Here is a 26,306-nt window from a genome sequence, read left to right on the forward strand (position 1 = left end):
ACGCTCAGCCCTTGATCGACACGCCGCGCAGGCGCACCAGACCGTCGGCGTAAGGCGTGAAGCCCTGCACTTTCTTCGACAGCACGAACGGCCAGGGCTGCGCGTAGATGTAGACGATGGGATCGTCGTCGGCGAGGATCTTACCCGCGGCGTCGTAGTCGGACTTGCGCTCGGCCTGGGTCTGCTTGGTGCGCGCCGCATCGAGCAGCGAATCGACCTGCTGGTTGCAGTAGTGCGCGTAGTTCAGGTTGCCCGCGCAGGTGTTGAACTGATGCAGGTTGCCGTCGGGATCGAGGCGCCCCGACCAGCCCGTGTACATCGCTTCGAAGTCGCCGGTGTGGCCTGCGTTCAGTTCCGTCGCGTAGTCGCTCGGACGCAGCTTTAGCGTGATGCCCGTTTCGCTGAGCATGGCCTGCAGCATCTGCGTGATCTGGCTCGCGACCGTGTTGTTCGGATACGCGAATTCAATGGTCGGATGCTCCTGGCCCGCCGCCTTCAGCAGCGCCTTCGCCTTCGCGACGTCGCGCTTCGAGGTCGGCAGCGACGCGTTGTAGTACGGGCTCGATTTCGGAATGCCCTGGTTCGCGGGCGTGAAGATGCCCGCACCGATCACCTGGTCGATCGCATCGCGGTCGATCGACAGCTCGAACGCCTGCCGCACGCGCTTGTCCTTCAGCGGACCGTTGCCGCGCGGGCCGTTGTTGATGTTGAACGTCACGTAGTAGAAGCCGAGACCCGTCACCGGCTTGAACTGCAGGTTCGCATCGCTCTTGACGGCGGCGACGTCGGACGGCGCGAGACGCTCCAGCATATCCAGCGAGCCCGAGCGCAGATTCGCGAGACGCACGGTGCTGTCGGGAATCGGCTGGAACACGACGCGCTGGACGGGATACTTATCCGCGTCCCAGTAACCGGCGAACTTCTCGAGCACCACGCGATCGTTCTGCACGCGCTGCACGAACCTGTACGGTCCCGAGCACACGGGATGCGACGCGACGCCTGCCGCATCGCTAAGCGTTTTCGGCGCGAGCATCATGCCCGCGCGGTCCGACAGCGTGGCGAGCAGCGCGGCGTCCGGCTGCTTCAGCACGATTTTCACGGTGCTGTCGTCGATCAAATCCACATGATCGACCGACGACAATTCGCTCTTGCGGTTGCTGGTCGGCAGCGTGCGGTAGCGGTCGAGGTTCGCCTTCACGGCGGCGGCGTTGAACGGCTCGTCGTCCTGGAACTTGACCCCCTGGCGCAGCTTGAACGTCAGCGATTTTCCGTTGTCGCCCGTGGTCCACGACGTGGCGAGCATCGGCACGATTTTCAGATCGGGCGCGACGTCGACGAGCGAATTGCACAGCGACGCGAACACGATCCGGTCGACAAACTGCACGCTGCGGGCCGGGTCGAGCGAGCCGATATCGTCCTGCAGGCCGATGCGGATGGTGGTCTGCGCCGTCGCGGCGGAAGCGCTCAATGCGAGCGCGGCGGCAATCAACATTCTTCGCATGCGTCGTGTCCTTGTTGCGGTTCGGGTTGCCATGGGTGATCGTTACCGGTTCGCTTCGGCGCTCAGTGCGGCCTACGTCTGGTTCTGCTTCTCGCGATAGATCGCCAGGCGCTCGTTGAGCTTCGTGCTGACGCTCGCGACGAGCGGCGTGCCGCCGCCCGCGTTCTGCACGTCGCGCCAGAAATGACACGCGACCTGCCGTCCGCCCGGCAGCGTTTCGGACAGCGGGCGCTCCTGCACGCAGCGCGGTTTCGCGTGCGGGCAACGCGTATGAAAGCGGCAGCCGGGCGGCGGCGCCGTCGGGCTGGGTAGATCGCCTTGCAGCGCGGGCTTCGTGCGGCGCTCGTGCGGACTGCTGGCGGGAATCGCGCGCAGCAGCGCCTGCGTGTACGGATGCAGCGGCGCGTCGAACAGTTCGTCGACCTGCGCCAGTTCGACGATTTCACCCAGATACATCACCGCGACGCGGTCGCTCATGTGACGGATCACGGCGAGATCGTGCGCGACCATGATCAGCGTGAGCCCGAGTTCGGCCTTCAGCGATTCGAGCAGGTTGATCACCTGCGCCTGCACGGAGACATCGAGCGCCGACACGGGCTCGTCGCCGACGATCAGTTTCGGCTCGCCCGCCAGCGCCCGCGCGATGCCGATGCGCTGCCGCTGGCCGCCGGAGAATTCATGCGGATAGCGCTGCGCATACGCCGGCTGCAGGCCGACTTTGGTCAGCAGTTGCGCGACGCGTTCGCGGCGCTCGCTGCCGCTGCTCGCGAGACCGTGAAACCCAACCGGCTCGCCGATGATCTGCCCGACCGTCATGCCCGGATTCAGCGACGCGAACGGGTCCTGAAAGATGATCTGCATGTCGCGGCGCAAGCGGCGCAGCTTCGCGCCCTGCCAATGCGTGATGTCCTCGCCCTGATACAGCACGCGCCCTTGCGTCGCGTCGATCAAACGCAGCAGCAGACGCCCAAGCGTCGACTTGCCGCAGCCCGATTCGCCGACGATCGCGAACGTCTCGCCCGTGTGCACGGCGAACGAGACTTCGTTGACGGCATGAACCGTGGGCGTGCGCGTGAACATCTGCCGCTCGCCGCCGAAGCGTTTGGTGAGCGCGCTGGCTTCGATGATGGGCGTCGCGATGTGTGACGCGGGGTGTGACGCATTCGCGGGCCTCATGTCAGCTCCTTTTGCTGCGCGGGCTTCATGAGCTGCTCGACGGGCGCGAGCCAGCAGGCGACGCGATGCTCGCCTTCGAGCGTTTGCTCGGGCGGCGCGGCGTCGATGCAACGCTGTTCGGCAAACGGACAGCGCGGCGCAAAGCGGCAGCCGCGCGGCATCTGCTCGGGCGTCGGCACGGAGCCGCGTATCGTGGCGAGCGACCCTTCTCGCTTGCCGACGGACGGAATCGCGCCCATCAGCCCGATTGTGTACGGATGCTGCGGATCGTCGAACAGATCGGACACCGTGCCGTACTCGACGATCTTGCCCGCATACATCACCGCCACGTGATCCGCCACTTCGGCGACCACGCCGAGATCGTGCGTAATCAGCAGCATCGCCGTGCCCGTCTCTTTCTGCAGATTGCGCACGAGCGCTAGAACCTGCGCCTGAATGGTCACGTCGAGCGCTGTAGTGGGTTCGTCGGCGATCAACAGGCGCGGGCTGTTCGCGAGCGCCATCGCAATCATCACGCGCTGGCGCATGCCGCCCGACAACTGATGCGCAAACGCATCGAGCCGCGTTTCGGGCGCGGGAATATGAACGAGCCGCAGCATCTTGAGCGCCTCTTCGCGCGCCGCTGCGCGGCTGACGCCGCGGTGCCGCCGGATGCTCTCGCCGATCTGCTCGCCGACTGTGTAGGCCGGATTCAGTGAGGTCATCGGCTCCTGAAAGATCATCGACATGCGGTTGCCGCGAATGTCGGCGAGTTCGCGCTCGGACAGCTGGAACAGATCCACACCCTCGAAATGCGCCGTGCCCGCGACGCGACGTGCGGGCGGGCTGGCGAGCAGCCCCATCAGCGCGAGCGACGTCACGCTCTTGCCGCAGCCGGACTCGCCGACCACGCACAGGGTCTCGCCCGCGTGGACGAGAAAGGACACCCGGTCGACGACGTTCGGCGCATCGGGCAAATTCGAAAAGTTCAGCGAGAAGCCTTGTACATCGAGAACCGGCCGGCGTTCTGCCGCGGTCATGCCTGTTTACTCCGCATTGCGTGGCTCGTCCTTCCAGATCGTTGTGAAATCGATTATCTGGCTGCCAACGTACAAAAAATATTAAACTTTCTTTTCGACACTTAAGTTTTTCTCATGGATCGAACGAATGCCGACGCTACGCATGCTGAAGACTTTCAGGGTCGTTGCCCGCACCGGCTCGTTCTCGACGGCTGCCGAAAAGGTCGCGCTGACGCAGGCGGCCGTTAGCCTGCAGATGCGCGGGCTGGAGGAAGCGCTGGGCCGCCAGTTGTTCGACCGCCGCGGGCGACAGATCACGCTGACACAGCACGGGATGACTATCTGGCCGAAGGTCGAGCAGATCCTCGACCTGCTCGCCGACCTCGAAGCGAAGCCCGCCGACGCAATGGAAGGCCCCGTCACGATCGGCGCGGTGGTGTCGGTGATCGGTGCGCTGTCGCTCGCCGTCGCGCGGCTGAAGGCGACGCACCCGCGGCTCGACGTGCGGTTGTTGTCGGCGCGGTCGGACGAACTGGCGGGCATGGTCGAAGCGGGCGACGTGGACGTCGCGGCCGTGGTCGCGCGCGCGGACGAGACGCTGCCCGACACGCTCAAATGGACCACGCTCTACACCGAACCGATGGCGCTGGTGGTGAGCCGCGACATCGCCGATAACGACCCGCAGCGCATCTTGCGTGGGCACGGCTTTCTGCGCTTCGACCGGCGCGTGCGCACGGGGCAGGTGGTCGAGCAGGCGCTGGAGAAAGCGGGCTGGATGGTCAACGAGTATCTCGAACTGAATTCGATCGAGACGATTGTCGCGCTGGTGCGCGAGAAAGTCGGCGTCGCGGTGCTGCCGCTGCTGATACGCGGCAACTGGCTGAACGACCCGCTGCTGCGCGTGATCCCGATTTCGAGCCCGCCGACGCTGCGCACGGTCGGCATGGTGCAGCGCGCTTCGGATGACAGAAAAGCGCTGATGCGCGAAATCGTCGATACGTTGCAGGCGATGCCGCGCGATCGTTCGTGATGCGGTTGTTGTCGGGCCGTTGTTTCGATGCCATCAGCTGACGCGGGGGCGTTGTCACGTTCGCGGGCTGGTCAGATCCCTTAGGCTGAGCTTGTAGCGCAGGTACCAGCGAACATCTCGAGACTCTTCAGCCCGGTCATCGCGGGTCATCAGTCCGTTTTGCTCCGATAACTTTGACCGATTCGCCGACCCTATCTGCACCGGAGCCTCGCTCAGCTGGGTCTGTCACCCTTGATCGCGTCCCATCTGCCGGCTCAATAACCGCGGGTACGATCGACGATATTCGCGAGCGGTTCCCCGCGCAGGAATCGCGCGAAATTGCCAAACCAGAGTTCGAGCACCCGCAGGTTGTAATCGGGCGCGTCGCACGAAATGTGCGGCGTGACGACGAGTCCCGGCACGTCCCACGCCACATGGTCAGCCGGTAACGGTTCGGGATCGAATACGTCAAGCAGCGCGCCGCCGCACTCTCCGGAACGCAATCGCTCGAACAACGCCGCATGGTCGATCAGCGCCGCGCGCGAAAGGTTGACGACGCCCGCACCGGGCCGTATGCGCGCGAGGCGCACGGCGGAAAGCAACTCGCGTGTCTCCGGCGTGAGCGGCGCCGTAATAACGACGAAGTCGACCTGAGGCAGCCAGTCGTCGAGTGCGGAGATCGTTGCGAGTACATCGACTGCTTCCACCGCCTGCGCCGGTGCCGCCGTTTCGGTAAATAGTTAATGTCGGATTACTAATCATCTCAGTGAGCCGCTTTGTCGATTTATGTCCTGCACCAAGCAAGCAAGAAGAGCAGATCCGTGAGGTGCTCACAAATAATTGGTAAGCGCTCGACGGTTGACTTTAGAACGACAAAAAAGAGAAACACAACAGATATTTTCTGGACATATCAAGCGTGAGGTGCTTACGCGCGGGTCTCACATTTGCCATCCAGCGTCCGCTTTTTTTGCGCGGCGTCCGGAGCGCAGGTTGCTGCTGGAAGTTGAGCGACATGAGAAGAGCGCCTCGTGGACTTGGTACCGGGCAATCTTTGGTTTGTGTCGCAGTAAAAGATGGACGCTAGAATTCCGGCGATACAAGGTCGCCGATGAAAGAGTCGACAAAGACGCGGAACCCGCGCTGTCCAAGGCATAGAACGTCTCGCAGTATCCGCTGGAGGTGATTCTGACGTGCGTTGGTACGTCGCGTATCCGCTGATGAAAACCGCGGCTGCGCTGGAGGTTGTGTTGCGATAAGGCCCGGCGAGTCGAGAAGATTCCGCGGCGGGAAGGAGTCCTTATGCCACCAGCGAATTGAACTTGGCGGCAGCGGTTTGGGTGACGCCGTCGTCCTTCACCTGCCCTTTCCTGATCATGTAGATCACTTCGATTTCCGGTGTCGAGGACTTCGACCGACCGCTTGAAATAGGTTGACGCGTGTTGATTCGCGCAAAGAAGCAGCTGAAGGTGGATACCCCCGTCGGCAACGAGTGAGCGCGCCGGCATGTGGGTTAGGGATCAACGTAGCGGCGGCTCCGTCGCTCGTCTTGCTGTTTCGCAACGTCTTGAGCTCTTCCCGCGGAGTGAGGCAGCGCTTTGCCAGCAAGGGGTGCCGCGAGGCCAACGTCCGCAATTCCGGTTGCGCGTTTCCGACCGTCAGTGAGATGAATCGGGACACGAACGAATCCAGTCTTGTGGCCTGAGACCCGCGACAGCCGGGTGACGCCGCAAGCCGATTCGTCCACGCACAAGCTTTTGTACGCTGTCGCCCAAGTGTATCTATTCTGTCGCTCGTACGATCTGTCATCGGTCACGTCGCACCGATCGCACACTCTTACGGAGCTTAGGAAAGCATGCTTCACGACCTGCCTGCCATCCAGAAAAATGTTCACTGGGGATATTTTGACGCGGCATTAGCGCCCGCGCTGATCGTCGAGAGCGGCGACTTCGTTCGCGCCGAAGCAATAACGCATCACGCAGGCGACGCCCCGGAGCTCATGATGGATGACAAGGTGCGCGCGCTCTACGAGACGATTCCCGAATCCGATCGCCAACCCGGCGTGCATCTGATGACGGGACCGATCTTTGTGAAGGACGCGAAGCCCGGCGACCTGCTTGAGGTGCGTTATCTGCAAATGATTCCGCGCTTCAACTACGGCTCGAATCTCGCGGCGCACTGGGGTCATCTGTTCACCGACTTCGAGAAGGAGCGCGTCACTATCTACGAACTCGATCAGGCATCGAATACGGCTCACGCGCTGTATGCGTTTGACTACCCCGGCAAATATCTCGTGCCGGGCAAGCGCTCGGAGATTCGCGACTGCTGCCGCGAAACCGCGCTCGAAGGCATTCGCGTGCCGGTACGCCCTCATCTGGGAACGGCAGGCGTCGCGCCCGATGTGGCGGGCCGCGTGAGCACGGTGCCACCGGGCGCGCATGGCGGCAATATAGATAACTGGCGCATCGGCGCGGGCTCTACCATGTATTATCCGGTCGCTGTGGACGGCGGCTTATTCTCGATCGGCGACCCACATGTATCGCAAGGCGATGGCGAGATCAGCGGCACCGCGATCGAGGCGTCGCTCAATGTAATGTTCCAGATCGTGCTGCGGCGGGACTTCACATTTCCCTCGCCGCTGCTGGAAACACCGGACTACTGGATCGTCCATGGCTTCGATGATGACCTCGACATCGCCACCAAAAATGCTTCCCGCGATATGTTGCTGCTGCTCACCGAGCAGCAAGGCCTGTCGCGCGACGACGCGTATTGGCACTGTCAGGTTGATGGTGAGGCAGCGATAGAATGAGGTGATGAAGAAGACAAAATCGCTTTATCACGGCCACCGCTTCCCCTCCGTCGTCATCAGCTGCGCGGTTCGGTGGTATTTCCGGTTCAGCCTGAGCCTGCGCGACGTCGAGGAGTTGTTACTCGAGCGTGGTGTCGTGGTCACGTACGAAACGATTCGTTGCAGGTGCGACAAATTCGGCGCTGGATTCGCCCGGTGCGCCAAAGCGGCGCGGCCCAGGCCGGGTAGCATATGGCATCTGGACGAGATGTTCGTGACGTTGCGCGGCGAGCCGTATCTGTTGTGGCGAGCGGTCGACGAGCACAGTGCTGAGCTCGATGTGCTGGTGCAGAAGCGGCGCGACAAGGCCGCGGCAAAGCGCTTCTTCCGGCGGGTGCTGCGTTCAAACCCGGTGCCGCGCAAGATCGTGACCGACCAGTTACGTAGCTATCCGGCGGCGAAGGCTGACATTCCTGAACTCGCTCATGTGAAGCACGTTTTCGTCAAGGCGGCTGCACGCGTGAATAACCGTGCCGAGAACAGCCACCAGCCGACCCGCAGGCGCGAACGCCAGATGTGCGGCTTTCGCGATGCGCGTCGCACGCAGGCGTTTCTCTCATGCTTCGGCCCAATCCGGCAGCACTTCGCGTTGCCCCGACATCAAATGAACGCGGCATGTCATCGCGCCGTACTTCAGGAACGCTTCGCCACGTGGCATGGTTGGACTGTCACTGCCGCAGCAGAGAAGCTTATCTGATGAGGATAACTACGCTTGATCTGCTTAGGTAAGTCTACGCCCGTCAACTTGACAGAGCCGTTGATACGAAACACCATCTGATCGTTGAACACGAAGTAACCAATGTCGGGAACGATCATGGACAACTCAGCAAAATGGCGATATCTGCGAAGCGCACGATGGGCAGATCGAAGCTGAAGGTTGTTGCGGACCGCGGTTACTTCAGCGGGCCGGAGATAAGGGCATGCGATCTGAACGGCATCAGCGCGTATGTTCCCAAGCCGCTCACGTCGGCCTCCCGGAAAAAAGGCCTGTTTACGAAAGCCGACTTTATCTACGTAGCGAAAAGCGACACGTATCGATGCCCGGCTGGCGAGCGGGCGATCCATCGATTCACGACTGTCGAGCACGACCTGAATCTGCGAGTCTACTGGCCCAGCGCGTGCCCACGTTGCCATCTCAAGGAACGATGTTCACCGTCTGACTATCGTCGAATTCGGCGATGGGAACATGAGAATGCGCTTGAAGTGATGCAGCGTCGGCTCGACCGGAAACCTGACGCCATGACCATCCGCAGAAGTACCGTCGAGCATGTCTTCGGCACGCTCAAGCACTGGATGGGCCCCGCACACTTCCTGACCAGGACGCTCAAGCGGGTGAGTACGGAGATGAGCCTTCAGGTGTTGGCTTACAACCTCTAGCGGGTCATGAACATACTCGGCGTTCAGGGAACATTGAAGGCTATGAAGATGGTCGAAAGCTAAAGCCCTGACAGGCTTTGTTGCGCACGCGACAGTCGATCGGTGCAAGCTCCGCGAAAAACCAGTTTCCACACAAGCTGGGTCGGGCTGAGTCCATCGGCGCTTCGAGTTCATCGCCGCGAAGCGGTCATTGGTGTTTCGCATCCCGAAAGCGGCCGGTCGTCAACCCGTATTTCCGACCCTCAACTGCCGGTCATCGCTGTGGGCTTGCAACTGCAAAATTTCTTCGAATGCCTGCTCGATGGAACCTTTGCGTTGTCAACCACGAGGTCCACTAATTCCCACGGTTCGTGTTGACGTTCAAGCGCACTCTTCCATGTCGCCAACTGAAAGCCGGGAATATCGACCTTTCGCGCCTCGACCCGTTCATGGTGCGTCCCGAGGTCCGAGCAAACCAGCTCAATCTCGAAATTCTGCACCCCTGCATCGAACGCCACGTTTCTCCAGGCGCTACGCGTAATATTCAACGAATTGACCGAGTCCGGGACGACGGTCAACCCAGGCGTAAGTTGTCGCCCGCAACTGCATATGCGGCGAAGTACCCCGCAGGTCCGACATCCACTCCGCACCCTATCAACGATCTACCTCGCAACGTCGACTGTCTCCTTTTGGAGTGCGCCGTGCAAAGGCGGCGCTTTCACAGCGGGTGTAAGCCCCGCCCGGCAACCGCTCCAGCCAGAAGCGACCGGAGCAATCGTGGAGGTACGAAGCGGTTGAAGCCTTCGGTGAAGCGTGTCACGAAATACGGTGACAGCGCGAGTGTGCAGCCGTTAGCGGACGCTCTCACGCACCGATCGGTCCGTTAAACATCAGTCATCGCGAGCGTCGTAAAGCAGCAATACCCCGGCAGACCTACACGCTCCTTTTCAGATACGCCGCAGCCGTCGCCTATTCACGGCTTCCAGCGTCGCCCTGTGCTTCGAGCTTGAGTGCGACCTTCGCGAGGTCTTCCAGAAGCTTTTCATGGGTGCGCCAGAAGATATCTGGCGCTTCCTTCGCCATCTCGATCCAGAGCGGCCCTTGCATCGTCTCTTCAGTCCAGAGGTGACAGCCGCGGGGTGTCGGGGTGATGATCCAGGCGTGATAGGCCCTGGATTCTCTCGAAGCCTTCGGACCGCCACCCCAAGCGATCCGGGCGATGGGCTCGAACTCCTTTACCGACGCGAAGACGTCCTGGCCAGCGAGATTAGTTTCAAAGCGAGTGTCGGCTTGCAACAGCTCATGTCCGTCTAACAGCTGGACATCCTTGACACCCGGATAGAAACGGGGCCAGGCCTCGGGATCAACGAGAAGAGACCAGATAGTTTCGGGCGAAACGGCAACCTCAAGCTCATTAGTGAAATGGATGGGCGAGCGGCTGGGTGCCATGTCCGCCGGCCAATGGATCGCTTCGAACATATTATTCATGGTTGGGATTCGGGTCTGATTTAAGTTTGCGGAGACTGCAGAAATCTCGGTTGCGGTCAGGGCGCACGGCGCAGCGCAGGTCTGTCAGGCGTTGGCTCAGGAGATCGCGCGAATGACACCGCCATCAACGCGTAATGCGGCGCCGCTCGTACCGGAGGCCTGCTCGGAGCAGACATAGACCACCATGTTCGCAATTTCTTCGGTCGTCGTGAACCGGTTGAGTAGCGTGGTCGGTCGCATCGTTTTCAGGAAGTTCTGCTCCGCTTCCTCCTGCGTGATGCCCTGCTCCTGAGCGGTGGCTTTCATCCAGTTGCCCAGAATCTCGGAGCGGGTGGGCCCCGGCAGCACCGCGTTGACGGTTACCCCTGTGCCACTCACCAACTCAGCGAGTCCCCTCGATACGGCGAGTTGCGCCGTCTTGGTCATACCGTAGTCGATCATCTCCTTGGGGATCATGATCGCGGACTCGCTGCTGATGAACACGACCCGTCCCCAACCGCGCCTGGCCATGGCCGGCAGATAGTGCCGTGCAGCGCGCACGCCGCTCATGACATTGATCTGGAAGAGGTCGAGCCATTCGCCATCGCTCTGCTCGAAGAAACCTTTCGGATGGGCGGTACCGAGGTTATTGACGAGGATGTCGGCATCCGCCACCTGCGCCACGAGGGCAGCCGATCCCTCAGCCGTGGAAAGATCGGCGGCAATGCCGGTCAATTCCGCGTCGGGCACGAGCGCCCGGATCTCATCTAGCGCGGCGGCTACTCGCTGCTCTCCGCGCCCGTTGATCACGACCGATGCGCCTGCGCGGGCGAGGCCCTCTGCGATCGCGCGGCCGATGCCCGCCGTCGAGCCGGTAACGATGGCCTTGCGGCCTTTGAGTTCGATCTTCATAGTTTTTTCTCCCGCTATGGATGGCAGATGGATCCGCCGATACGATTCATCGATATGGGCACGCGCGCGACCAGACTTCGCTTGAGAGCAAGCCGGTTCACCGCTTCCGCCGCAAACAGTCAAACGCGCAACGCAACTGCGCGTTGAAACTGACGCGTCACCCGGCGATCTTCGTGACTTCCGCCTCTGCGGCACGCGCGAGGCGCTCGACCCAATCCTGGTGATAGCGATAGAGCCCACCGGGATGTTGCCGTCCGAGTACATCGAGAAACCAGGGCCCTTGTTGCGTCTCTTCCGTCAGCACGTGGCAACCTTCGTCCGTCGGCGTGATTACCCAACCGTGGTAAGCGCTGGAACCTGTCTCGTCCCCGTCGACGGTGGTCGCCCAAGCGAGCCTTTGGTTTGGCACGTATTCGGTTACCACGAGGCTCATCGGGAAGCCGACCGTCACGCGGCTGTAGCGGGTTCCCAAGGCCAGTTCCGACTCGCCCGACAGAATCTCGACCTGGTCCTCGGGCGGGAAATAGCTAAACCAGTTCTTCGCGTCGACGAGCAGCTTCCACACCACTTCGGGAGGCGCTTTCACATCGATGTCGTTGAGAGCGTAGATGGCGGACGTTTTCGGGTCGTAGCGCTCTGGCCAGATGACACGGTCGTACATGGTTTATTGCTCCTTCTTGAACAGGTCCTGGAAAATCAGGGGCGCCCAGCTCTTGTCCCGGGCCTGCACGAGCTGACCGCCCTCGGCGATCCTGCCGAGACTGACCGCCGCGTAGCCGAGCCGCTCGACCAGAGTGGCCACCGTCGCGCTTGCAGCCTCGTCGTCGCTAGACAGAAAGATCACTCGACGGCCACCGGCGCTGACGGGATGCTCGGCGAGTACCTTGGCGGGCAAATGATTGACGCCTTGACAAGGGATGCGCCCGAAAACGCTTTCGCTACGATCGCCGAGGATGGCAGGCTGTCGAGTTCGGAGAGCGGCACGCCATAGGCATTGGTGGCGTCGATGACGACTTTGCCTTTCCAGTTCGCCGCAGCTCTGGCGACGTCGCAGTGGGCCCGGAACGGGACCGCCAGGACGATCACGTCGGCCTCGAGCGCCGCCTGTAGCGTGAGGGGAACCACCTTGTCACCCAGTTCACGGGCCATAGACGCGATGGACTCCGGCCCGCGGGTGTTAGCGATGCCGACCGTGATGCCGCTCCGGGCGAACTGACGGGCGATGGCGGCACCGACGCTGCCGCTGCCGATAATGGAAGAGGTCATAAAAACTCCTGGGCTGGATGGGCTTCACTCCGCGTGGCGTGAAGCACTGCAGATGGCTTTACGAAAACGTCGCTGCGTTGGGAACAATAATGGCAGTGCGGCATGCATCTGAGAAGCCGGTATGTTGAGATACAATCGATCTACATTAGAGATGGATGACGAGGCTGATGCTGGATGGGATCTCGCTGGATCAACTCAGAACCTTCATTGCCGCTGTGGACGAGGGCAGCTTCTCGGCTGCGGGCCGAAAGCTCAACCGTGTACAGTCCGCGGTGAGCGGCTGGGTTGGCGGACTGGAAGATCAATTAGGCGTCGTGCTGTTCGACCGCTCGGGCCGGTTCCCGAAACTCACACCGCAGGGCTTGCTATTGCTAGCTGACGCCCGCAACGTCGTCGCTGGGGTGGACACGCTGAAGGCACGAGCAAGGCTCATGACTTCGGGAGTGGAGGCGGAACTCTCGGTGGTGGTCGACGTTTTCTTCCCAACGTCGGTGGTCAGTGCCGTCGCCAAAGCATTCGCAGAGCATTTCCCGCTGACGCCGCTGCGGCTTTTCGTCGAGGGCTTGGGAGCGGCCTATCAACCCGTTCTGGACGGGCGCTGCAGTTTGGGCATCCTGCCCCCGCTGCCGCAGGCATTTCCGTCATTGGTTAGCGAGCGGCTTGGCGAACTGCCGCTCGTTGCAGTTGCTTCTCCACGCCATCCCCTCGCAGGCGTGGGTCATCGCATACCACGGCATGAACTTGCCAAACACGTCCAACTGGTCCTGACAGACAGGTCGGATCTCACCGCAGGTCGTGATTTCGGAGTTGCGTCAGCCTCCACGTGGCGTCTGGCGGACTTGTCGACGAAATATGCGTTTCTCAAAGACTGCGTGGGATGGGGGGGAATGCCCTTGCACATGGTCGATAAGGACATCGCGGCAGGTACGTTGGTCGTTCTGGACGTGGACGACATGCCGCCCAGCGGCTGGATGTTGACCATGTCGGTATATCACCGACCCTCGCAGCCCCCCGGACCCGCTGGCAAATGGTTCGTCGACCACTTGAAGACCCTATGGGAGCAATCTGACGGCGTCCACGCGCCTTAGCAGGTTTTGGCTCTCTTCTTGCAACTCGCCTTTTGGATATCTCGGCGGTCGAGTCGGTGTAGTACGCACGCAGTTGGCGGTATCTATCTCAATCGACCCTGTATAGGCCTGCCGCGAGCACAGGACGTCGATGACCGCTTCCGAAGTGCTTCGGTCGCCCGTTGACCAACCAACCGCCAAGTTCAATTCAACAAGTTAACCCCTGTTCCAACCGGATTTGAAACGGATAGCTGGTGTTGGCAATAGCACTTCCAGCATGCTTTCAAGCTCTTGAAGGCCGCGTAAGATTTAGGCCCGAGCCATAGAACCGGCAGCGAGCCGCTTGCGCCATGCAATCCAGCCGGCAACAATCGATAGTGTCGCCACGAGAACTGGCGCGACCCCATGTCCGTATTCGCCGTGGACTGTCACGGTTGCCAGCGCAGCCAGCATCACGGTACAGCCGAGCGCCGAGCCCCACAGCCGCGTCCGTGCTCGCGCCAGCAGAACAGCGGTCATGAGCTCCAGCAAACCGGTCACGAAATGGAACCACTGCGGATATCCCCACTCCAGGTATTCGTCGAAGATGGATCGCGGGGCGACGATGTTGCTGAGTGATCCCACGACGAAAAAAGCCGCGAGAACCAAAGGTAATATTTGGCGCCAGGAAATCTTGGACATTCGTTCTACCTTCTCCGATGAGAGCGCTGCCGAACATCAGTGTGGCCGCCTGGTCGACGAGCCGACACGATCTGCTCTGTTCATGCCGTGGTGGCCTTGTAGGCCGCCGCAAAGACATCGCGAGGGGATGTCGTGCCCGCGACGTGCCCCGTGCCCGCGACGCCGAGGTCCATCCAGCCCGCGTTGACGGCATCGAACATCGCTTCGGCCGGTCCGGTGTGGCCCTTCGGAATGCCGAACTGTTCAAACGCTGCCGGCCACCCGGCCCGCGGGATGGCAAAGGCCTTGACGTCGCGCTGCAAGACTTCGCCTAGCTGGGCCGCGATTTCGTCCGCGCTGACCATCGAACCGAGCTCGACGACGCGTTGCCCGGACCACGCCGGCCCGGTCAGCAGCGTCGCCACCTCGGCGCCGACATCGTCGGTCGCGACCATGGTCGACTTCCGACTCGTCGGATTGTAGTAGACGGGTAGCGTGCCGCCCTGGGCGACATGCAAGCCGTAAAGGAAGTTCTCGAAAAATCCGCCGGCTCGCACATAGGCGATCGGCAACGTCAGGTGGCGCAGTGCTTGTTCCAGAAGCGACAGGGCGGTGATCATTCCCAGCCCGCTGGTTCTGTTCGCACCCATCGATGACAGCACAACCACCCGCGGCGGCACTACCCTGGCCAGCGCCTCGACATAGTTCGCGATCACGCTCTTTGCTTCCCCGAAATCCGGCGAGGGTGCCCAGACCGCCGGCAGCATGACAAATGCACCTTCGACCCCTTCGAGCGCCCTCTCCACGGCGGCCGTATCATTCCAGTCGCCGTCGACCAGTGCCACACCCTGATCCGCCCAATTCGCCGCCTTCTCGCGATTGCGGACCAGCGCCCGGACTTTCTTGCCTTGCGCCAAAAGATGTTGCGCCGTTGCGCCGCCTACGCGTCCCGTGATTCCCATTACCAAAAACATGTGTTTCTCCTGAAATTTGTATCCCGCGACTCGACCACACGCCCCGCCCCACATGTCCGCCGCAGTCTGGTACCGAAGGCGGGCGGGAACAGGGGGGTGACATCAGAGCTCTCTGCGGGAACGGTCTTTGTTTGAGGGCAGGTCTATCATAGAGACCTATGCCTCGCGCTGTAAGGAGGCAGTTTTTTGTTACCAGAAGAGTTAAAGGGAACCCGAATGAGCACCGCCCAGAATGCGATCGAGAGATTCAGCCGATATCAACGTCAATTAGGCGACGCCCAGCCCGCACACTGCGCGGTTCGCGACGTGCTTGACCGCATCGGCGACAAATGGAGCATGCTTATGATCATGGAGCTCGCGACGCGATCGCAGCGCTTCAGTGAGCTTCACCGAGCCATCCCGGACATTTCCAAGCGCATGCTTACCCAGACACTTCGCGATCTGGAGCGCGACGGACTCATCACCCGCCATGTTTTTCCCACCAGCCCGCCAAGCGTCGAATATCGTCTGGCTCCGCTAGGCCAATCCCTGCTGGAACCGATGGCGGCCCTCATCGATTGGGCCGATCGTCGTTATCCCGAGATCCATGCCGCGCGCGTCCGCTTTGACGGCGCACCCGGTGATATCCCACGCTAGGTGCTAGGCCTGATGTGAGAGTGATGGCGAAAGCCTGAAGCGGCCAGTTTATGTCCGGCTTCGCAGATGGCGCGGAAGGACATATCACTGGTTTCCTACTCGTCGCCTCGGTGGAAGGAGGACCGACTTACCAATCGAAAAAGGCCGCCGTGAAATCTGAATGTGCTGTTGGCCGACCGGGACGTCGAGGGCAAAACCGCATTCACAACCGGTACTTGTTATGCGACCGGAACCGCCGCTGTGGACCCGCTATCGGGGTTACGTCGTCCGGTCAATGTCCGTTGTCGACGGATCTGCGGACGTCCAGCCGTTCTGAAGGGCGGTTGACAAAGTTCCGATTGTGGCCGCCCCCTGCATGACGCTGTTGGCTCAGTACGGACCCACTTCGGCCACATCGATCCAACGGCGCGAACGGCCGTTGAGAAGGTACGAACGGACCACGAGTGGGTTCGACGACGAGCGTCGGCAGCGACCGTGGTAGTGGTTCGCCCCGCTGAATAACGCCACAATAGGCACTATCGGACTGGTCGAAGGTGCAGACAAACCGCCGTCCGAGCTGCGGCCGGAAAGTTTTTGGGATCTTTGCCAGTTCACCACGTCATCGGTACACGCCGGTCGACGATTGCGCCAACATCTCGTGTTCCGGCAAGCGGCGCACCCGCGTTAGCTACCCGCTGTTCCAACTAGTCCGGGCAACGGAAGCGCTCCTGGAGATCCCGATCGAGCGCATCGCGCTAGCTGGAACATAGGTGCGGCTGGCGTCCTGCCCTCGAAGTGCCTAGAGACGCGAAGCGTCTAGGCGTGCTGGTCAAAACATTCGACGAGCATATCAGTTAGGACCCGGACCTTCGCTGATGGGTTAAGACCGGGCGGGCGCACAACATATATACCCGCGGTCGGCGGTGGGAAACGACACATGACCGGCACGAGCGCGCCAGAAGCTACGTATTGATCCGTTACGCCGTCGGGAAGCCATGCGAGGCCGAGCCCAGCCACTGCGGCGGAAGCGATAGCGATGGCGTTGTCAGCCTTGAAACGCCCCCGCGGATGAACGGTTATGACATTGTCGCCATCCGTAAACCGCCAGCTTTCCGTCCCCTGCATTAGAGCCTGGTGACCGAGAAGTTCGTCCGGTGTTTCAGGCGCGCCGTGCGCTTTGACATAGTCAGGGCTTGCGACGAGCTTTCCGTAGATCGGTCCAACGCACTTCGCGATGAGATTTGAATCCTGAAGGTAGCCGATCCGAATAGCGCAGTCATATCCTTCGCCAACCAGGTCGACTACGCGGTCACTGTAGCAGGTGTGGATGTGCAGCAGCGGGTGACGCCGCGCCATTTCAGCCAGAACAGGTGACAAATGAGTCGGGCCGAACGTGAGGGGTGCTGCGATTCGCAAGCGGCCGCGCAGGTGGCCGGCTGGTGAAATTGTCTCCCTGGCAGCGTCGATCTCGGCAACGACGCGGGCGGCGTGGTCGCGAAAGGCTGTGCCCGCTTCAGTCAGAGCAGCGCCACGGGTTGTCCTTGCCAGGAGTTGGACGCCAAGCTCTGATTCAAGCCGCAAAAGTCTTCGGCTAACGATGGATTTTGAGACCCCCAAACGGCGCGCAGCGGGCGAAACGCCGCCCGAGTCCGCCACCTCAACAAACGTCTGAAGTTCTTCGATGTCCAATTCTGCGTTCCACTTGGCGCGACAGAGCGTCGCCGAATTGTAGCCTAGCGTCGCGTAATAGGGAATGCCAACATCCGATTGACCGCTGCTTGTCGGCGAGTCTCCAACGAATACCCCCATCATTTTCTTAAACACCGAGGATTTTTATGGCATTTCGCAATGGCCTCAATTCGCTCCTCCGCCCGGAAGATTCTGTACTCGTCTTAATCGACCACCAGCCATACCAACTCGCTAACCTGAACAGCCACGATCCCCAGGCCGTGGTCAACGCCTCGACTGCTTTGGCAAAGTCGGCCAAGCTCTTTGGCGTTCCAACTATCCTCACGAGTGTGGTCGCCGCGCGCGGCGGTCTGCTCTTTCCGCAGATCACCGACGTTTTCCCGGACCAGGAAGTGATCGACCGAACTCTCATTAACACATGGGAAGACAAAAAAGTCGTTGACGCCGTCAAAGCGACGGGGCGGAAGCAACTGATCATCGCTGGTCTGTGGACTGAAATCTGTGTGGCGATGCCGGTCATCCAGGCGCTCGGCGAAGGCTGGGATACCACGGTCATCACAGACGCATCAGGCGGTACATCGGTGGAAGCGCACCAGGTCGCTATACAGCGCATGATCGCGGCTGGGGCGAACATGATGACCTGGCTGGCGCTGGCAGCCGAGTGGCAACGCGACTGGGCTCGTACCGAAACTGCGGGCGCGATGACTGAGGTGTTGAGCCAGCATGCTGCCGGTAGCGGCATTGCCTATTTCTGGGAGCAACAGCTTCTTAACACGCCAGTTTCCGCCTGACTCCAATCTCAGAGGGAATGACACAGCGCGCGCTCGACTACCTATGTCAGTCGGTCGGCCGTGGCGGGTCATTCTCTTCGCATTACGTTCGTGGCCCGGCCAACACAGCAAAACCGCAGCCGTTTCTGACTGTCAGTGCCGTTCTCGCTAAAGGAATTGTGAACATGACGATAAAAGGTTTTCCCGTCGGACAGGAGATGGAAGTTTCCTACCCGCCCTTCAAGGTGTACTTGAGGATCCAATCGGCGACCGAACTGACCTTCGCGATTAGGGAGGGCAGGTTTGCTCGGACCGAGACGGTTGAAATTCAGGTCGCACCGATCGGCGACAGTCTTTTCGCTGTAAGTTGGAAAGAGTCGAACGGTGCGACGGTAGTCAACGTCCAGGACTATGATCGCGCTGTGTTCCAATCTTTCGTGACGCTGACCAGCGGCGAGTTCTGGCGCATGACTGGCTCGATGGTGGTAACACGATCCGCTAACAAGATCTCAAATGATCGTAAGCGGTCTATGAACGACACCCTTCCATCGCGCGGCTGACACACTGACGCCAAGCGTTGACCGCGCCAGACACCGCGGTGGACCGTACACGAGCCACGCTTGCGTGGCACTTTGCCGCCGTCCACCTAAGGCCTCGGACGAGAGCGGCGCGGTTTGAAGAATGTAAACACAGGTAGGGTTCCATGCTGATGGACGATCAAAAACGCGGCGTTGTTATACCAGAACACACCGTCCCGTTTCCTGCTTCGATAAGCATCGAGGCGCGCGTCGCCCTCGAGCGGCTCGTTGGTAATGATGGAACCGTGCTCAACACAGGCTTCGTTATGCCAGGACCTGACGATTACGGGGGCTGGCTGCGCATCAAGGCTACGGTCAACAAGCAGTATGCGGCGGCGGTAAAGGGACTGACGGGTCGCCTACGTTCTACCGTTGAGACCATCAGAACCGACCATGCCACCATCCATGTCGCCACGCCCGAAGCGCCATTCAATATGGACCGCGCTTTTATCGATTTCCACGGCGGTGCGCTGGTGTTCGGTGGAGGCGACGCATGTCGCTTCGGCGCGCAGTTGCAGGCCGATCAACATGGTGTGCGGTGCTACGGCGTCGATTACAGGACGCCGCCCGAACACCCGTATCCTTCCGCCCTGGACGATGGCCTCTCTGCTTATCGCCATGTCCTGGAGCGACATGCGCCGGAAAACATCGTCATTGGCGGTCGCTCGTCAGGCGGGAATCTTGCGGTTGCGACGTTGCTGCGGGCACGGGACGAAGGCTTGCCTCTGCCCGCCGGCCTAGTCCTGTTGTCACCACAGGCCGATCTAACGGAGTCCGGCGACAGCTTCGAGACCAATCGGCTTGTCGACGTGGTGCTGCCTGGCTCGCTGATGTCGAACAACCTCCTCTACGCGGCCGGTGCAGATTTATCGCATTCGTATTTATCGCCCCTGTTTGGCGATCTCACGGGCTTACCTGCGACCTTTATCCAATCGGGGACACGCGATCTGTTTCTCTCCAATGCGGTGCGAATGCATCGTGCTTTGCGCCGGGCGGGCGTATCGGCCGACCTCCACATCTTTGAAGCTATGCCCCACGGCGGCTTTGGAGGTATGACGCCAGAAGACCGTGAATTGCAGTCTGAAATCGCCAGCTTCGTGAAGCAGCGATGGGGAAAATGAGGCACGCGGGACTTCATCGCAAAACGGTCTTCCTTGTTCGCTCGGGCAGCTGCCCGACCACCTAATTCAGACTGCGCTTACTTGGACGGGTAGGTCATTCTCCTATTGGAGGAGACATTCGCTGGTGCTCTCTTTCCTCGGAAAAGGCTGACCTCTGTTTGCACGACAGCAGCCACTTGAATGACATGATGTTCGTCTCGGCGACTGGCAGCAAATGGCAACTATAGCCGCACATCAGTGCATCGGCCTGGGTTACGAATGCCCAACTGCCGACATCCGCGAAACGCAGCGGAGACGCCGGCGCGGTCGTACCGGACGGCCCATGGATACGGACGATCGCGAAATATCGAACGCGCTTGCGCTTGTTCTTATCCGCGACGCTACTGAAATCAGACTCAACGCAGATCTCGAGGTTGAAGCTTCCATATTCGTAGCTGCGCATCATCGTCGCCTCAACAGATGCTTTAAAAACAGACCGCCAGAACAGAGTCGCTGCGAGCTCGCACTGCAGTGACTTGCGGCGGGAAAAGCGATCGGCGGGAGCTTATCGCAGCCATACTCACCGGACGATTAAGCGACGTCCGTGCCATCGCGCCGACCATGCCGATTCATGGCCGTCGGGCCCAGTCCCATCCGAACGGAGCCGGATCACGGCTGACATTGTCATCGCCATCGCCGGAGTCGCGCATCGCCACGTTAACCGTAAAGGTGCTCTGTGCAACTATGTTGTCGGATGCATTGCCGACATAAACCGTATAAGTCCCCGCGGCGATTTTCCAGCTCTGCGCTGGACTGTCCCAGTAGCTAAGCGCGTGAAAACCGTTAATCGGATAGATGTACAGCGAGAACGCCCTCTTCTCGCCCGGTTTGAGCAGCACTTTCTGGAACGCGATCAGCCGCTTCGCGGGTTCGCCGAGGTTGGGCGGCAAGCCCAGGTAGACCTGTGCGACCTCTGCGCCTTCCCGCAGCCCGGTGTTCTCCACGGTCAGCGCGACCTGAATTGGGCCGTTGCCGGTATAGCCACGCGGCGAAACGTGGACGTCGGAAATCTTGAACGAGGTATACGACAAGCCGTGACCAAACGCGAACAACGGTTTGATCTGTCGCGTGTCATACCACCTGTAACCGACCAGTAGACCCTCCGAATATTGCACAACGGGATCCGACCCGGACGTTCCGGGGTAGCGGTCCGGCGTGCTGGTAGGAGTATCCGTAGCCAGTCGTGGATACGTCACCGGCAGCTTGCCGGAAGGATTGGCCAGTCCAAAGAGCAATCGCGCGACAATGTTGCCGTCTTCCTGTCCCGAATACCATGTCTCCACGATTGCCGGGACCTGATCGATCCACGGCATCAGAACCGGGTCGCCGTCCTTCAGAACGACGATCGTTCGCTTATTGCTGTTCGCAACAGCCGCTATCAACTTGTCCTGCCCTTTTGGTAACGACAGATCGCTACGGTCAGTTCCCTCTCCGGTCACTACGCCCGCCATCACGATCGCGACGTCGGCGCTCGCCGCAGCCGCAGCGACCGCGGCGTCCATGCTCCCGTCGTTCGGCGCGGCGAGCACCTTCACGGTCGCACCGGAGCCTAGCTGCCGGAGCACATTCGTGATCCCCTGCAGTGGGCCGACCGTGTAGGTAGGCAGCACTAGCGAACTACCGCTTCCGCCAGCGATTGCATTATCCACATAGGTATTGTGCCCAACGATCGCGATCGATTTCACCGCGCCCGACAGCGGCAGCAGATTGCCGCTGTTTTTCAATAACACCGCGGACTGTTCGCCGATCGCACGGGCCTCGGCGCCGTCACTTTGGATCGTCGTGGAATCGAGCGGCGTGCGGACTACCGGACGATCGAAAATACCCGCTTTGAACATCTGCGTGTAGCGACGCGTCAGCGCCTGGTTGACCGTCGCCATAGTCAACGCGCCTGTCGCCAATGCCTGATTGATGTTTGGCAGCGTGAACCAGATACCCGACTGCATCTCGAGGTCCATACCGGCATTCATCGACGGTGCAGTCGAATGCGTTGCGCCGAAGTCGGACTGCACGTAGCCGGTGAATCCTAATTCACCGCGCAAGATTGCATTGAGCGTTCGCGGGGTTTCACAGGCGTACGTCGGGCCGATCCGGTTATAAGAACACATCACCGAATCGACGTTGCCCCTTCTCACGGACACGCCGAATGGCAGCAGATAAATTTCATGAAGCGTACGGTCATCGACGACCGCGCTGACAGTGTTACGGTTCGCCTCCTGATCGTTGAGTATGAAATGCTTTGACATCGCAATGACGCCAGTCTCTTGCGCACCGCGGATCTCGTTCTCGGCGATAACACCGGCGAGCACGGGGTCTTCGCTAAGGTACTCGAAGTTCCGGCCGCCCTGTCCCACGCGGACTGCGTTCATGCCGGGCGCCTCGACCACGTGCGTGCCCAGCATGCGTGCTTCGCGGCCCAACAGCGCGCCGTACGCTCGGGCAAGGGTGGGATCGAAGCTCGCTGCCAGCGCCATCGACATCGGCAGTGCGGTCGCCCGATCCTGCGGCACGCAGTCGCCCGCCCCAATACCGACAGGTCCGTTCGTAATCCGAAACGTTGGAATGCTCAGCGCCGGTATGCCCGGGACGTGGCGAATGCTGTTTCCACACGCCGGCACCTCGGCTATCGTGCCGCTCTGGCCATGTAACTGCGCGGCTTTCTGATCCAATGTCATCGCGCTGACCAGCAATGCCGCTCGCTGCTCGGGAGCAAGAGCGGTATTCATCCACGGCGGCGCACTTGCTGCTTGCGGCGCACTCGCTGACAGCAGAACGAACGTGGCGACTGCAACGGCGCGTTCGCATGCGATGCGGATTGCGCGACGCGAGATTACGGGTAGATGAGCTGATGCTTTGGAATTGGACATATCGGTTCCTTGATCGAGTGATCAATGAAAAGGGGACCCGATGTGCAGGGAGCCTATTCGTTGTTGACTACGGCATTGCAAATCCAGTCGCCGTTTTTGCTCGAGTCACAGTTCATCGGAGTGACATTCGGCGAGCCCGCTTCGACCGGCTGCTGAAGATGGAAATCACGCACGGTAGTTACTTCAGTGGAAGCAGCCGCATCGATCGTCGTCTTATGACTAATCTTAGTGCTGCCGTTCGACGCGGCTTCAATCTCGTAAACCCTGCTGAACAGGCCAATCGTGCCAGTCGTCCCCGGCGCCTGATGGTGATGGACCGCGCGGACGGTTGAAAATAGGCATAAGAAGGCATCTATGCGCCTGCGGGCTCGCGATGGAATCGTTGTTCCTTTGTGGTCAACATTGAACTGACTGTCCTCGCCGCCGTCTTTGGTCTGTCGCAAAGCGGCTTGAGCGCGACTCGCGCGCGACGGCTGGGCTACAAAAGAAAAAGGCTGGCAAGGAATCCTTGCCAGCCTTTCGTTCAGTCATGCGATACGGCTTTCCACTGGGTACGGCGATGGCGCTTCCAGTTGCCGATGTGGGACGCCGCTACCCCGGTAGTCGTCCGAGGCGTTGGGCAGATTGCGCACGCCGCGCGGCTCACCTCGCCCTCATCCTTGAGCACGAAGGCCGCCTCAGGGCGCTCCTTCATCTTCGCGATTTTCAGGAGGTCACCGTAATCGTTCGATCGTTCGGCGGTGAGTTCAGCCAACTGCTTGCTGGTTACGTCAAGCTCGGCGGTGACCTTCTGCCCGTTGGCCGGCCTCGGCCTCATGCCAACCCCGTACCGATCCTGTGCTCGGCGGCTCCGACGGTTGGCAGCACGCAAGGTTCTGGCGCTGTAAGGAAAGCGGGTCAAGCAAAGGTGATATGCGAAGGATAGCTTACGAAGCCAACGAGTAAAATTGCTAGGCGGAAGACAGCGAAGTTCTGCCCGAACATTTCACCTGTCCTTTCTTGATCATGTGCATCAATTCGATGCCACTCAGAATGACCCGCGGCAGTTGAAATCCTTGAACCCGAGCATCGGTCGGGTTCGGCGTTTGATGGCCCGATAATCCTGCTCCACGATGTTGTTCAAATACATGATCTGACGAACCGTGATGGGCATCTCTCGGTCGGCATTCATCGCGTTAAGCGCGGCCAGATTGGAGCCGCTTTTGTCGATGGTTACCGTCTCGGGCGAGCCGTTCCGACCGATTGCCTTCTCGAAGAAGCGCCGCGCAGCAGCTTTGTCCCGCTTGGCTCTGAACAGAAAATCGATGGTGTTGCCCGCCTTATCCACTGCCCGGTAAAGATACTTCCACGAGCCCTTGACCTTGATATAGGTTTCGTCAACCCGCCAGCTCTTGCCGACCGGACGCTTGAGCTTGCGAAATGTCTTTTCGAATAGCGGCACGACCTTGACGACCCAGCGATGCACCGTCGAATGATCGACGCCAATGTCGCGCTCAGCCATCATTTCCTCGAGATTGCGAAGACTCAGCGAGTACGCAACGTACCATCGCACGCACAGCAGGATCACTTCAAGCGGATAGTGCAGCCGCTTCAGCACCTTGGCGATGCCCGGATCCAGCTTCGTTCGTGGCGTCAGTGTCTTCTTCATCGTGTGGCCAAAGCGTTTTCCTCAATCTCGAATTTTACCTCTCCCGCGTTAATGCGACAGAGCCCTTCCCGGCCCCGGAAACAATCCGTGGCTGACGGAGATCTATGCCTGGTCGCGGAGTCGCTCCAGTTCCAATGGGTCGTCAGGGCTCTTACGCGGCAGCGCGGTCAATGGGTTGCGGCAGCGGCAGACCGGACATACAAAGCAAGCCCTGCATCGTCCATCTCGGGCTCCGCTATCTCCAACGTCACCAGCATTCGGCAATCGGATAAACACCGTCACGCGCAGCGGAAAGACATCAACCTAGTTCTCTGTTATCGGTTCCGTCCGCAAGTTGTGGTTGCGGACGCAAGCCTGCCCGCATTCAGCATGGAATTCTAGGTGTGCTCAAATTCGAGCTTACTGACAATTACTTCCAACCGCCGTAAGGATAGCCTCCTTGAGGGTAGGCTTGAGGGTAACCTCCTTGAGGGTAGGCTTGAGGGTGGCCTCCTTGAGGGTAGGCTTGAGGGTGGCCTGCTTGAGGGTGGCCTGCTTGAGGGTGGCCGGCGTTGCTCGGTGTCCCTGAGTAATTCTTGTTGTACCAAGTATGGACACGCGTTGCACCCTGTCGCCACATGTAATCGTTGAGTTCCTCTTGGCTATGGAGATCAGTCCGTGTTCCGATCTGCCTGTCGTGGATCTGCAGATGGTCGCCTACACGCTCCGCGGCCACGAGGTGCCCTATTCCATCCGGGCGCTGCATCCCGACAGCGAACTGATGACCGTCGGGAACGTTCGGCAAGAAATCGTTAACTAGTTCTGCAGCCGTGCCGTGGCGATGCATTACATCGCCGTTGTTGAGATATGACATCATCGCAGTAAACTGGTCGGGCTCGATGCCGTGCGCGCTGATATGTTCGATGTCCCGTTGCGACAGCCCCAGAGCTTTGACGACCGCTTCCTCCGACATTCCCGTCATGGACGCGATGGTGTGCAAGCCACAGTCATTATGGGTTCCCGCGTGGAACGCCGTAGTGCGGTTCATCCCCATCGTGGCGTTCGTCTCGCCGCCAGTCGACCGATTCTGACGGCGGGCGCTGAGTCCGGATAGTGGTCCCAATGATTGAGACCGCGCTCTGGGTTGCACAGTCGGTGTTTGGGAATGATTCTCCCGTGAATTGCCAGAAATGGTATTGGTGCTAGTGGATGTGACTTTCATAATGGGTTCCTTTGCTGGGGCGTTTCCCAATCAGCAATGTCTGTATCTGCTGCGAGGGTATTGTCCGGCTCATGGACGCCCTACTTTAGGTGCTCCGTCTCAGATTGCGCCGAGCGGCGTTCGCATTCTGAGACGAAGCTTCTTGTTAAGCCGGGCAATGTTCGTATTCCCAGACAACGCTTCGTATGACTGTGGTCAATCGCAACATTCGGGCTGGGTATGCTCTCACTGAGACGGTTCGCACAAGCACGGCGTCGTCGGGACTTGCGACCGTTCTTGCGCGGGCTTCCGGGCTTTTGCTCGAGGCCGCCTGCGCAGACGCGCCGCGTGCGAGCAGCGTCAGATGCTCGGGCCGGACGCCAGATAAGGCAGCAGTCGCCACCCACTCCGGTCAGACAACTTGCTCTAAACCGGTCAGTCAGCCAATTTCAGGTTTGCGGACTGGAATGCCGGTAAGCGGCCGTTGGTGGCCTCACCCAATCGGCCAGTTGCGGCCGTTCGCCCAAATTGTGTACAAGCCCCCCGAACGACGGCTTCTACCTGGCGC

The 26,306-nt window shown here is 60.4% G+C and carries 27 protein-coding genes and 1 pseudogene; 9 read left to right on the plus strand and 19 right to left on the minus strand.

Features of this window, described 5'->3' with window-relative positions; genetic code table 11:
* Positions 1–4 precede the first annotated feature (4 nt).
* The 3 genes from BCA01S_RS30600 to BCA01S_RS30610 all read right to left on the minus strand — a co-directional run bounded on the left by BCA01S_RS30600 (position 5) and on the right by BCA01S_RS30610 (position 3,696).
* Positions 5–1,501 carry an ABC transporter substrate-binding protein gene (locus BCA01S_RS30600; protein ID WP_027780165.1) on the minus strand — a complete coding sequence of 499 codons (1,497 nt, stop codon included), beginning with the start codon at positions 1,499–1,501 and terminating at the stop codon, positions 5–7.
* 72 nt (positions 1,502–1,573) lie between these two features.
* Entirely contained in the window at positions 1,574–2,677 is a 1,104-nt protein-coding gene (locus BCA01S_RS30605) for an ABC transporter ATP-binding protein (protein WP_042319979.1), read from the minus strand.
* Positions 2,674–3,696 carry an ABC transporter ATP-binding protein gene (locus tag BCA01S_RS30610; protein ID WP_027780167.1) on the minus strand — a complete coding sequence of 341 codons (1,023 nt, stop codon included), beginning with the start codon at positions 3,694–3,696 and terminating at the stop codon, positions 2,674–2,676. Before BCA01S_RS30610 ends, BCA01S_RS30605 begins: the two co-directional genes overlap by 4 nt.
* Positions 3,697–3,823: 127 nt before the next feature.
* On the opposite strand from BCA01S_RS30610, the gene BCA01S_RS30615 reads away from it, so the two are divergent.
* Positions 3,824–4,705 (plus strand): LysR family transcriptional regulator, encoded by an 882-nt coding sequence (locus BCA01S_RS30615; RefSeq protein ID WP_027780168.1) that lies wholly within the window; start codon positions 3,824–3,826, stop codon positions 4,703–4,705.
* Positions 4,706–4,959: 254 nt separating this feature from the next.
* Here BCA01S_RS30615 and BCA01S_RS35640 read toward each other — a convergent pair whose 3' ends face one another.
* The gene (locus BCA01S_RS35640) at positions 4,960–5,391 is read right to left on the minus strand and encodes an NAD(P)-dependent oxidoreductase (RefSeq protein WP_244146088.1); all 432 of its coding nucleotides are present in this window, start codon (positions 5,389–5,391) and stop codon (positions 4,960–4,962) included.
* 1,145 nt (positions 5,392–6,536) lie between these two features.
* Between BCA01S_RS35640 and BCA01S_RS35645 the strand changes: the two genes are divergently transcribed.
* The 3 genes and pseudogenes from BCA01S_RS35645 to BCA01S_RS35650 form a co-directional block, all read left to right on the plus strand.
* Positions 6,537–7,490, plus strand: coding sequence for an acetamidase/formamidase family protein (locus BCA01S_RS35645; protein ID WP_244146087.1), 954 nt, complete (start codon positions 6,537–6,539; stop codon positions 7,488–7,490).
* Positions 7,491–7,494: 4 nt separating this feature from the next.
* Positions 7,495–8,226, plus strand: coding sequence for an IS6 family transposase (locus BCA01S_RS30635; protein ID WP_027780169.1), 732 nt, complete (start codon positions 7,495–7,497; stop codon positions 8,224–8,226).
* Between the two features lie 56 nt (positions 8,227–8,282).
* Positions 8,283–8,969, plus strand: a pseudogene (locus BCA01S_RS35650) (transposase); the annotation flags it as partial.
* A 179-nt stretch (positions 8,970–9,148) separates the two neighbouring features.
* On the opposite strand, the gene BCA01S_RS38750 reads toward BCA01S_RS35650, so the two are convergent.
* From BCA01S_RS38750 to BCA01S_RS35660, 6 genes are all read right to left on the minus strand, one after another.
* Positions 9,149–9,403: a P-loop nucleotide/nucleoside kinase family protein gene (locus BCA01S_RS38750; protein ID WP_052369542.1), complete on the minus strand. Its 255-nt coding sequence runs from the start codon at positions 9,401–9,403 to the stop codon at positions 9,149–9,151.
* 451 nt (positions 9,404–9,854) lie between these two features.
* Positions 9,855–10,373: an SRPBCC domain-containing protein gene (locus tag BCA01S_RS30650; RefSeq protein WP_244146086.1), complete on the minus strand. Its 519-nt coding sequence runs from the start codon at positions 10,371–10,373 to the stop codon at positions 9,855–9,857.
* A 96-nt stretch (positions 10,374–10,469) separates the two neighbouring features.
* Positions 10,470–11,264 (minus strand): SDR family NAD(P)-dependent oxidoreductase, encoded by a 795-nt coding sequence (locus BCA01S_RS30655; RefSeq protein ID WP_027780171.1) that lies wholly within the window; start codon positions 11,262–11,264, stop codon positions 10,470–10,472.
* A gap of 157 nt (positions 11,265–11,421) precedes the next feature.
* On the minus strand, positions 11,422–11,925 hold the full coding sequence (locus BCA01S_RS30660) for an SRPBCC domain-containing protein (protein WP_027780172.1): 504 nt from the start codon (positions 11,923–11,925) through the stop codon (positions 11,422–11,424).
* A 3-nt stretch (positions 11,926–11,928) separates the two neighbouring features.
* Entirely contained in the window at positions 11,929–12,108 is a 180-nt protein-coding gene (locus tag BCA01S_RS39660; protein ID WP_425176930.1) for a hypothetical protein, read from the minus strand.
* Positions 12,105–12,530 (minus strand): NADPH-dependent F420 reductase, encoded by a 426-nt coding sequence (locus BCA01S_RS35660; RefSeq protein ID WP_425176929.1) that lies wholly within the window; start codon positions 12,528–12,530, stop codon positions 12,105–12,107. The genes BCA01S_RS39660 and BCA01S_RS35660 overlap by 4 nt, the downstream gene beginning before the upstream one ends.
* Before the next feature lie 167 nt (positions 12,531–12,697).
* Here BCA01S_RS35660 and BCA01S_RS30670 point away from each other — a divergent pair, with 167 nt between their 5' ends.
* Positions 12,698–13,618, plus strand: coding sequence for a LysR family transcriptional regulator (locus tag BCA01S_RS30670; protein WP_027780173.1), 921 nt, complete (start codon positions 12,698–12,700; stop codon positions 13,616–13,618).
* 288 nt (positions 13,619–13,906) lie between these two features.
* On the opposite strand, the gene BCA01S_RS30675 is transcribed toward BCA01S_RS30670, so the two are convergent.
* Together BCA01S_RS30675 and BCA01S_RS30680 are read right to left on the minus strand one after the other, a co-directional pair.
* Positions 13,907–14,278 (minus strand): DoxX family protein, encoded by a 372-nt coding sequence (locus BCA01S_RS30675; RefSeq protein ID WP_027780174.1) that lies wholly within the window; start codon positions 14,276–14,278, stop codon positions 13,907–13,909.
* An 80-nt stretch (positions 14,279–14,358) separates the two neighbouring features.
* Positions 14,359–15,231: an NmrA family NAD(P)-binding protein gene (locus BCA01S_RS30680; protein ID WP_027780175.1), complete on the minus strand. Its 873-nt coding sequence runs from the start codon at positions 15,229–15,231 to the stop codon at positions 14,359–14,361.
* 216 nt (positions 15,232–15,447) lie between these two features.
* Between BCA01S_RS30680 and BCA01S_RS30685 the strand changes: the two genes are divergently transcribed.
* Positions 15,448–15,867, plus strand: coding sequence for a winged helix-turn-helix transcriptional regulator (locus BCA01S_RS30685; RefSeq protein ID WP_027780176.1), 420 nt, complete (start codon positions 15,448–15,450; stop codon positions 15,865–15,867).
* A 795-nt stretch (positions 15,868–16,662) separates the two neighbouring features.
* On the opposite strand, the gene BCA01S_RS30690 is transcribed toward BCA01S_RS30685, so the two are convergent.
* Positions 16,663–17,535, minus strand: coding sequence for a LysR family transcriptional regulator (locus BCA01S_RS30690; protein WP_027780177.1), 873 nt, complete (start codon positions 17,533–17,535; stop codon positions 16,663–16,665).
* A gap of 146 nt (positions 17,536–17,681) precedes the next feature.
* On the opposite strand from BCA01S_RS30690, the gene BCA01S_RS30695 reads away from it, so the two are divergent.
* From BCA01S_RS30695 to BCA01S_RS30705, 3 genes are all read left to right on the plus strand, one after another.
* Complete coding sequence (locus BCA01S_RS30695) at positions 17,682–18,326, plus strand: hydrolase (protein WP_027780178.1); 645 nt, start codon at positions 17,682–17,684, stop codon at positions 18,324–18,326.
* A gap of 164 nt (positions 18,327–18,490) precedes the next feature.
* The gene (locus BCA01S_RS35665; protein WP_042319984.1) at positions 18,491–18,865 is read left to right on the plus strand and encodes a MoaF-related domain-containing protein; all 375 of its coding nucleotides are present in this window, start codon (positions 18,491–18,493) and stop codon (positions 18,863–18,865) included.
* Positions 18,866–19,008: 143 nt separating this feature from the next.
* Positions 19,009–20,004, plus strand: a complete 996-nt coding sequence (locus BCA01S_RS30705) for an alpha/beta hydrolase (RefSeq protein WP_244146085.1) — start codon at positions 19,009–19,011, stop codon at positions 20,002–20,004.
* Positions 20,005–20,098: 94 nt separating this feature from the next.
* On the opposite strand, the gene BCA01S_RS36620 is transcribed toward BCA01S_RS30705, so the two are convergent.
* The 6 genes from BCA01S_RS36620 to BCA01S_RS38830 all read right to left on the minus strand — a co-directional run bounded on the left by BCA01S_RS36620 (position 20,099) and on the right by BCA01S_RS38830 (position 25,759).
* Complete coding sequence (locus tag BCA01S_RS36620; protein WP_156955119.1) at positions 20,099–20,449, minus strand: hypothetical protein; 351 nt, start codon at positions 20,447–20,449, stop codon at positions 20,099–20,101.
* A gap of 163 nt (positions 20,450–20,612) precedes the next feature.
* A complete protein-coding gene (locus BCA01S_RS35675) occupies positions 20,613–22,910 on the minus strand; it encodes a beta-glucosidase family protein (protein ID WP_063831984.1) in 2,298 nt (765 codons plus the stop codon).
* Positions 22,911–22,963: 53 nt separating this feature from the next.
* Positions 22,964–23,353, minus strand: a complete 390-nt coding sequence (locus tag BCA01S_RS35680; RefSeq protein ID WP_042319985.1) for a hypothetical protein — start codon at positions 23,351–23,353, stop codon at positions 22,964–22,966.
* An 80-nt stretch (positions 23,354–23,433) separates the two neighbouring features.
* Positions 23,434–23,664 carry a hypothetical protein gene (locus tag BCA01S_RS30725; RefSeq protein ID WP_156955121.1) on the minus strand — a complete coding sequence of 77 codons (231 nt, stop codon included), beginning with the start codon at positions 23,662–23,664 and terminating at the stop codon, positions 23,434–23,436.
* 196 nt (positions 23,665–23,860) lie between these two features.
* A protein-coding gene (locus BCA01S_RS35685) for an IS6 family transposase (RefSeq protein WP_156955123.1) occupies positions 23,861–24,558 on the minus strand; the annotation gives its coding sequence in 2 pieces (ribosomal slippage) (positions 23,861–23,952 and positions 23,952–24,558; 699 coding nt in all).
* 409 nt (positions 24,559–24,967) lie between these two features.
* On the minus strand, positions 24,968–25,759 hold the full coding sequence (locus BCA01S_RS38830; protein ID WP_156955125.1) for a hypothetical protein: 792 nt from the start codon (positions 25,757–25,759) through the stop codon (positions 24,968–24,970).
* Between the last annotated feature and the right edge of the window lie 547 nt (positions 25,760–26,306).

Source organism: Paraburkholderia caledonica NBRC 102488 (assembly GCF_000685095.1).
GTDB classification, from domain to species: Bacteria; Pseudomonadota; Gammaproteobacteria; order Burkholderiales; family Burkholderiaceae; genus Paraburkholderia; species Paraburkholderia caledonica.

What these genes read in the sequence shown, in the direction of transcription:
- BCA01S_RS30600 (WP_027780165.1), bottom strand. Translation starts at nt 1,501, where the DNA reads ATGCGAAGAATGTTGATTGCCGCCGCGCTCGCATTGAGCGCTTCCGCC.
- BCA01S_RS30605 (WP_042319979.1), bottom strand. Translation starts at nt 2,677, where the DNA reads ATGAGGCCCGCGAATGCGTCACACCCCGCGTCACACATCGCGACGCCC.
- BCA01S_RS30610 (WP_027780167.1), bottom strand. Translation starts at nt 3,696, where the DNA reads ATGACCGCGGCAGAACGCCGGCCGGTTCTCGATGTACAAGGCTTCTCG.
- BCA01S_RS30615 (WP_027780168.1), top strand. Translation starts at nt 3,824, where the DNA reads ATGCCGACGCTACGCATGCTGAAGACTTTCAGGGTCGTTGCCCGCACC.
- BCA01S_RS35645 (WP_244146087.1), top strand. Translation starts at nt 6,537, where the DNA reads ATGCTTCACGACCTGCCTGCCATCCAGAAAAATGTTCACTGGGGATAT.
- BCA01S_RS30635 (WP_027780169.1), top strand. Translation starts at nt 7,495, where the DNA reads ATGAAGAAGACAAAATCGCTTTATCACGGCCACCGCTTCCCCTCCGTC.
- BCA01S_RS30650 (WP_244146086.1), bottom strand. Translation starts at nt 10,373, where the DNA reads ATGAATAATATGTTCGAAGCGATCCATTGGCCGGCGGACATGGCACCC.
- BCA01S_RS30655 (WP_027780171.1), bottom strand. Translation starts at nt 11,264, where the DNA reads ATGAAGATCGAACTCAAAGGCCGCAAGGCCATCGTTACCGGCTCGACG.
- BCA01S_RS30660 (WP_027780172.1), bottom strand. Translation starts at nt 11,925, where the DNA reads ATGTACGACCGTGTCATCTGGCCAGAGCGCTACGACCCGAAAACGTCC.
- BCA01S_RS35660 (WP_425176929.1), bottom strand. Translation starts at nt 12,530, where the DNA reads ATGACCTCTTCCATTATCGGCAGCGGCAGCGTCGGTGCCGCCATCGCC.
- BCA01S_RS30670 (WP_027780173.1), top strand. Translation starts at nt 12,698, where the DNA reads ATGCTGGATGGGATCTCGCTGGATCAACTCAGAACCTTCATTGCCGCT.
- BCA01S_RS30675 (WP_027780174.1), bottom strand. Translation starts at nt 14,278, where the DNA reads ATGTCCAAGATTTCCTGGCGCCAAATATTACCTTTGGTTCTCGCGGCT.
- BCA01S_RS30680 (WP_027780175.1), bottom strand. Translation starts at nt 15,231, where the DNA reads ATGTTTTTGGTAATGGGAATCACGGGACGCGTAGGCGGCGCAACGGCG.
- BCA01S_RS30685 (WP_027780176.1), top strand. Translation starts at nt 15,448, where the DNA reads ATGAGCACCGCCCAGAATGCGATCGAGAGATTCAGCCGATATCAACGT.
- BCA01S_RS30695 (WP_027780178.1), top strand. Translation starts at nt 17,682, where the DNA reads ATGGCATTTCGCAATGGCCTCAATTCGCTCCTCCGCCCGGAAGATTCT.
- BCA01S_RS35665 (WP_042319984.1), top strand. Translation starts at nt 18,491, where the DNA reads ATGACGATAAAAGGTTTTCCCGTCGGACAGGAGATGGAAGTTTCCTAC.
- BCA01S_RS30705 (WP_244146085.1), top strand. Translation starts at nt 19,009, where the DNA reads ATGCTGATGGACGATCAAAAACGCGGCGTTGTTATACCAGAACACACC.
- BCA01S_RS36620 (WP_156955119.1), bottom strand. Translation starts at nt 20,449, where the DNA reads ATGATGCGCAGCTACGAATATGGAAGCTTCAACCTCGAGATCTGCGTT.
- BCA01S_RS35675 (WP_063831984.1), bottom strand. Translation starts at nt 22,910, where the DNA reads ATGTCCAATTCCAAAGCATCAGCTCATCTACCCGTAATCTCGCGTCGC.
- BCA01S_RS38830 (WP_156955125.1), bottom strand. Translation starts at nt 25,759, where the DNA reads ATGAAAGTCACATCCACTAGCACCAATACCATTTCTGGCAATTCACGG.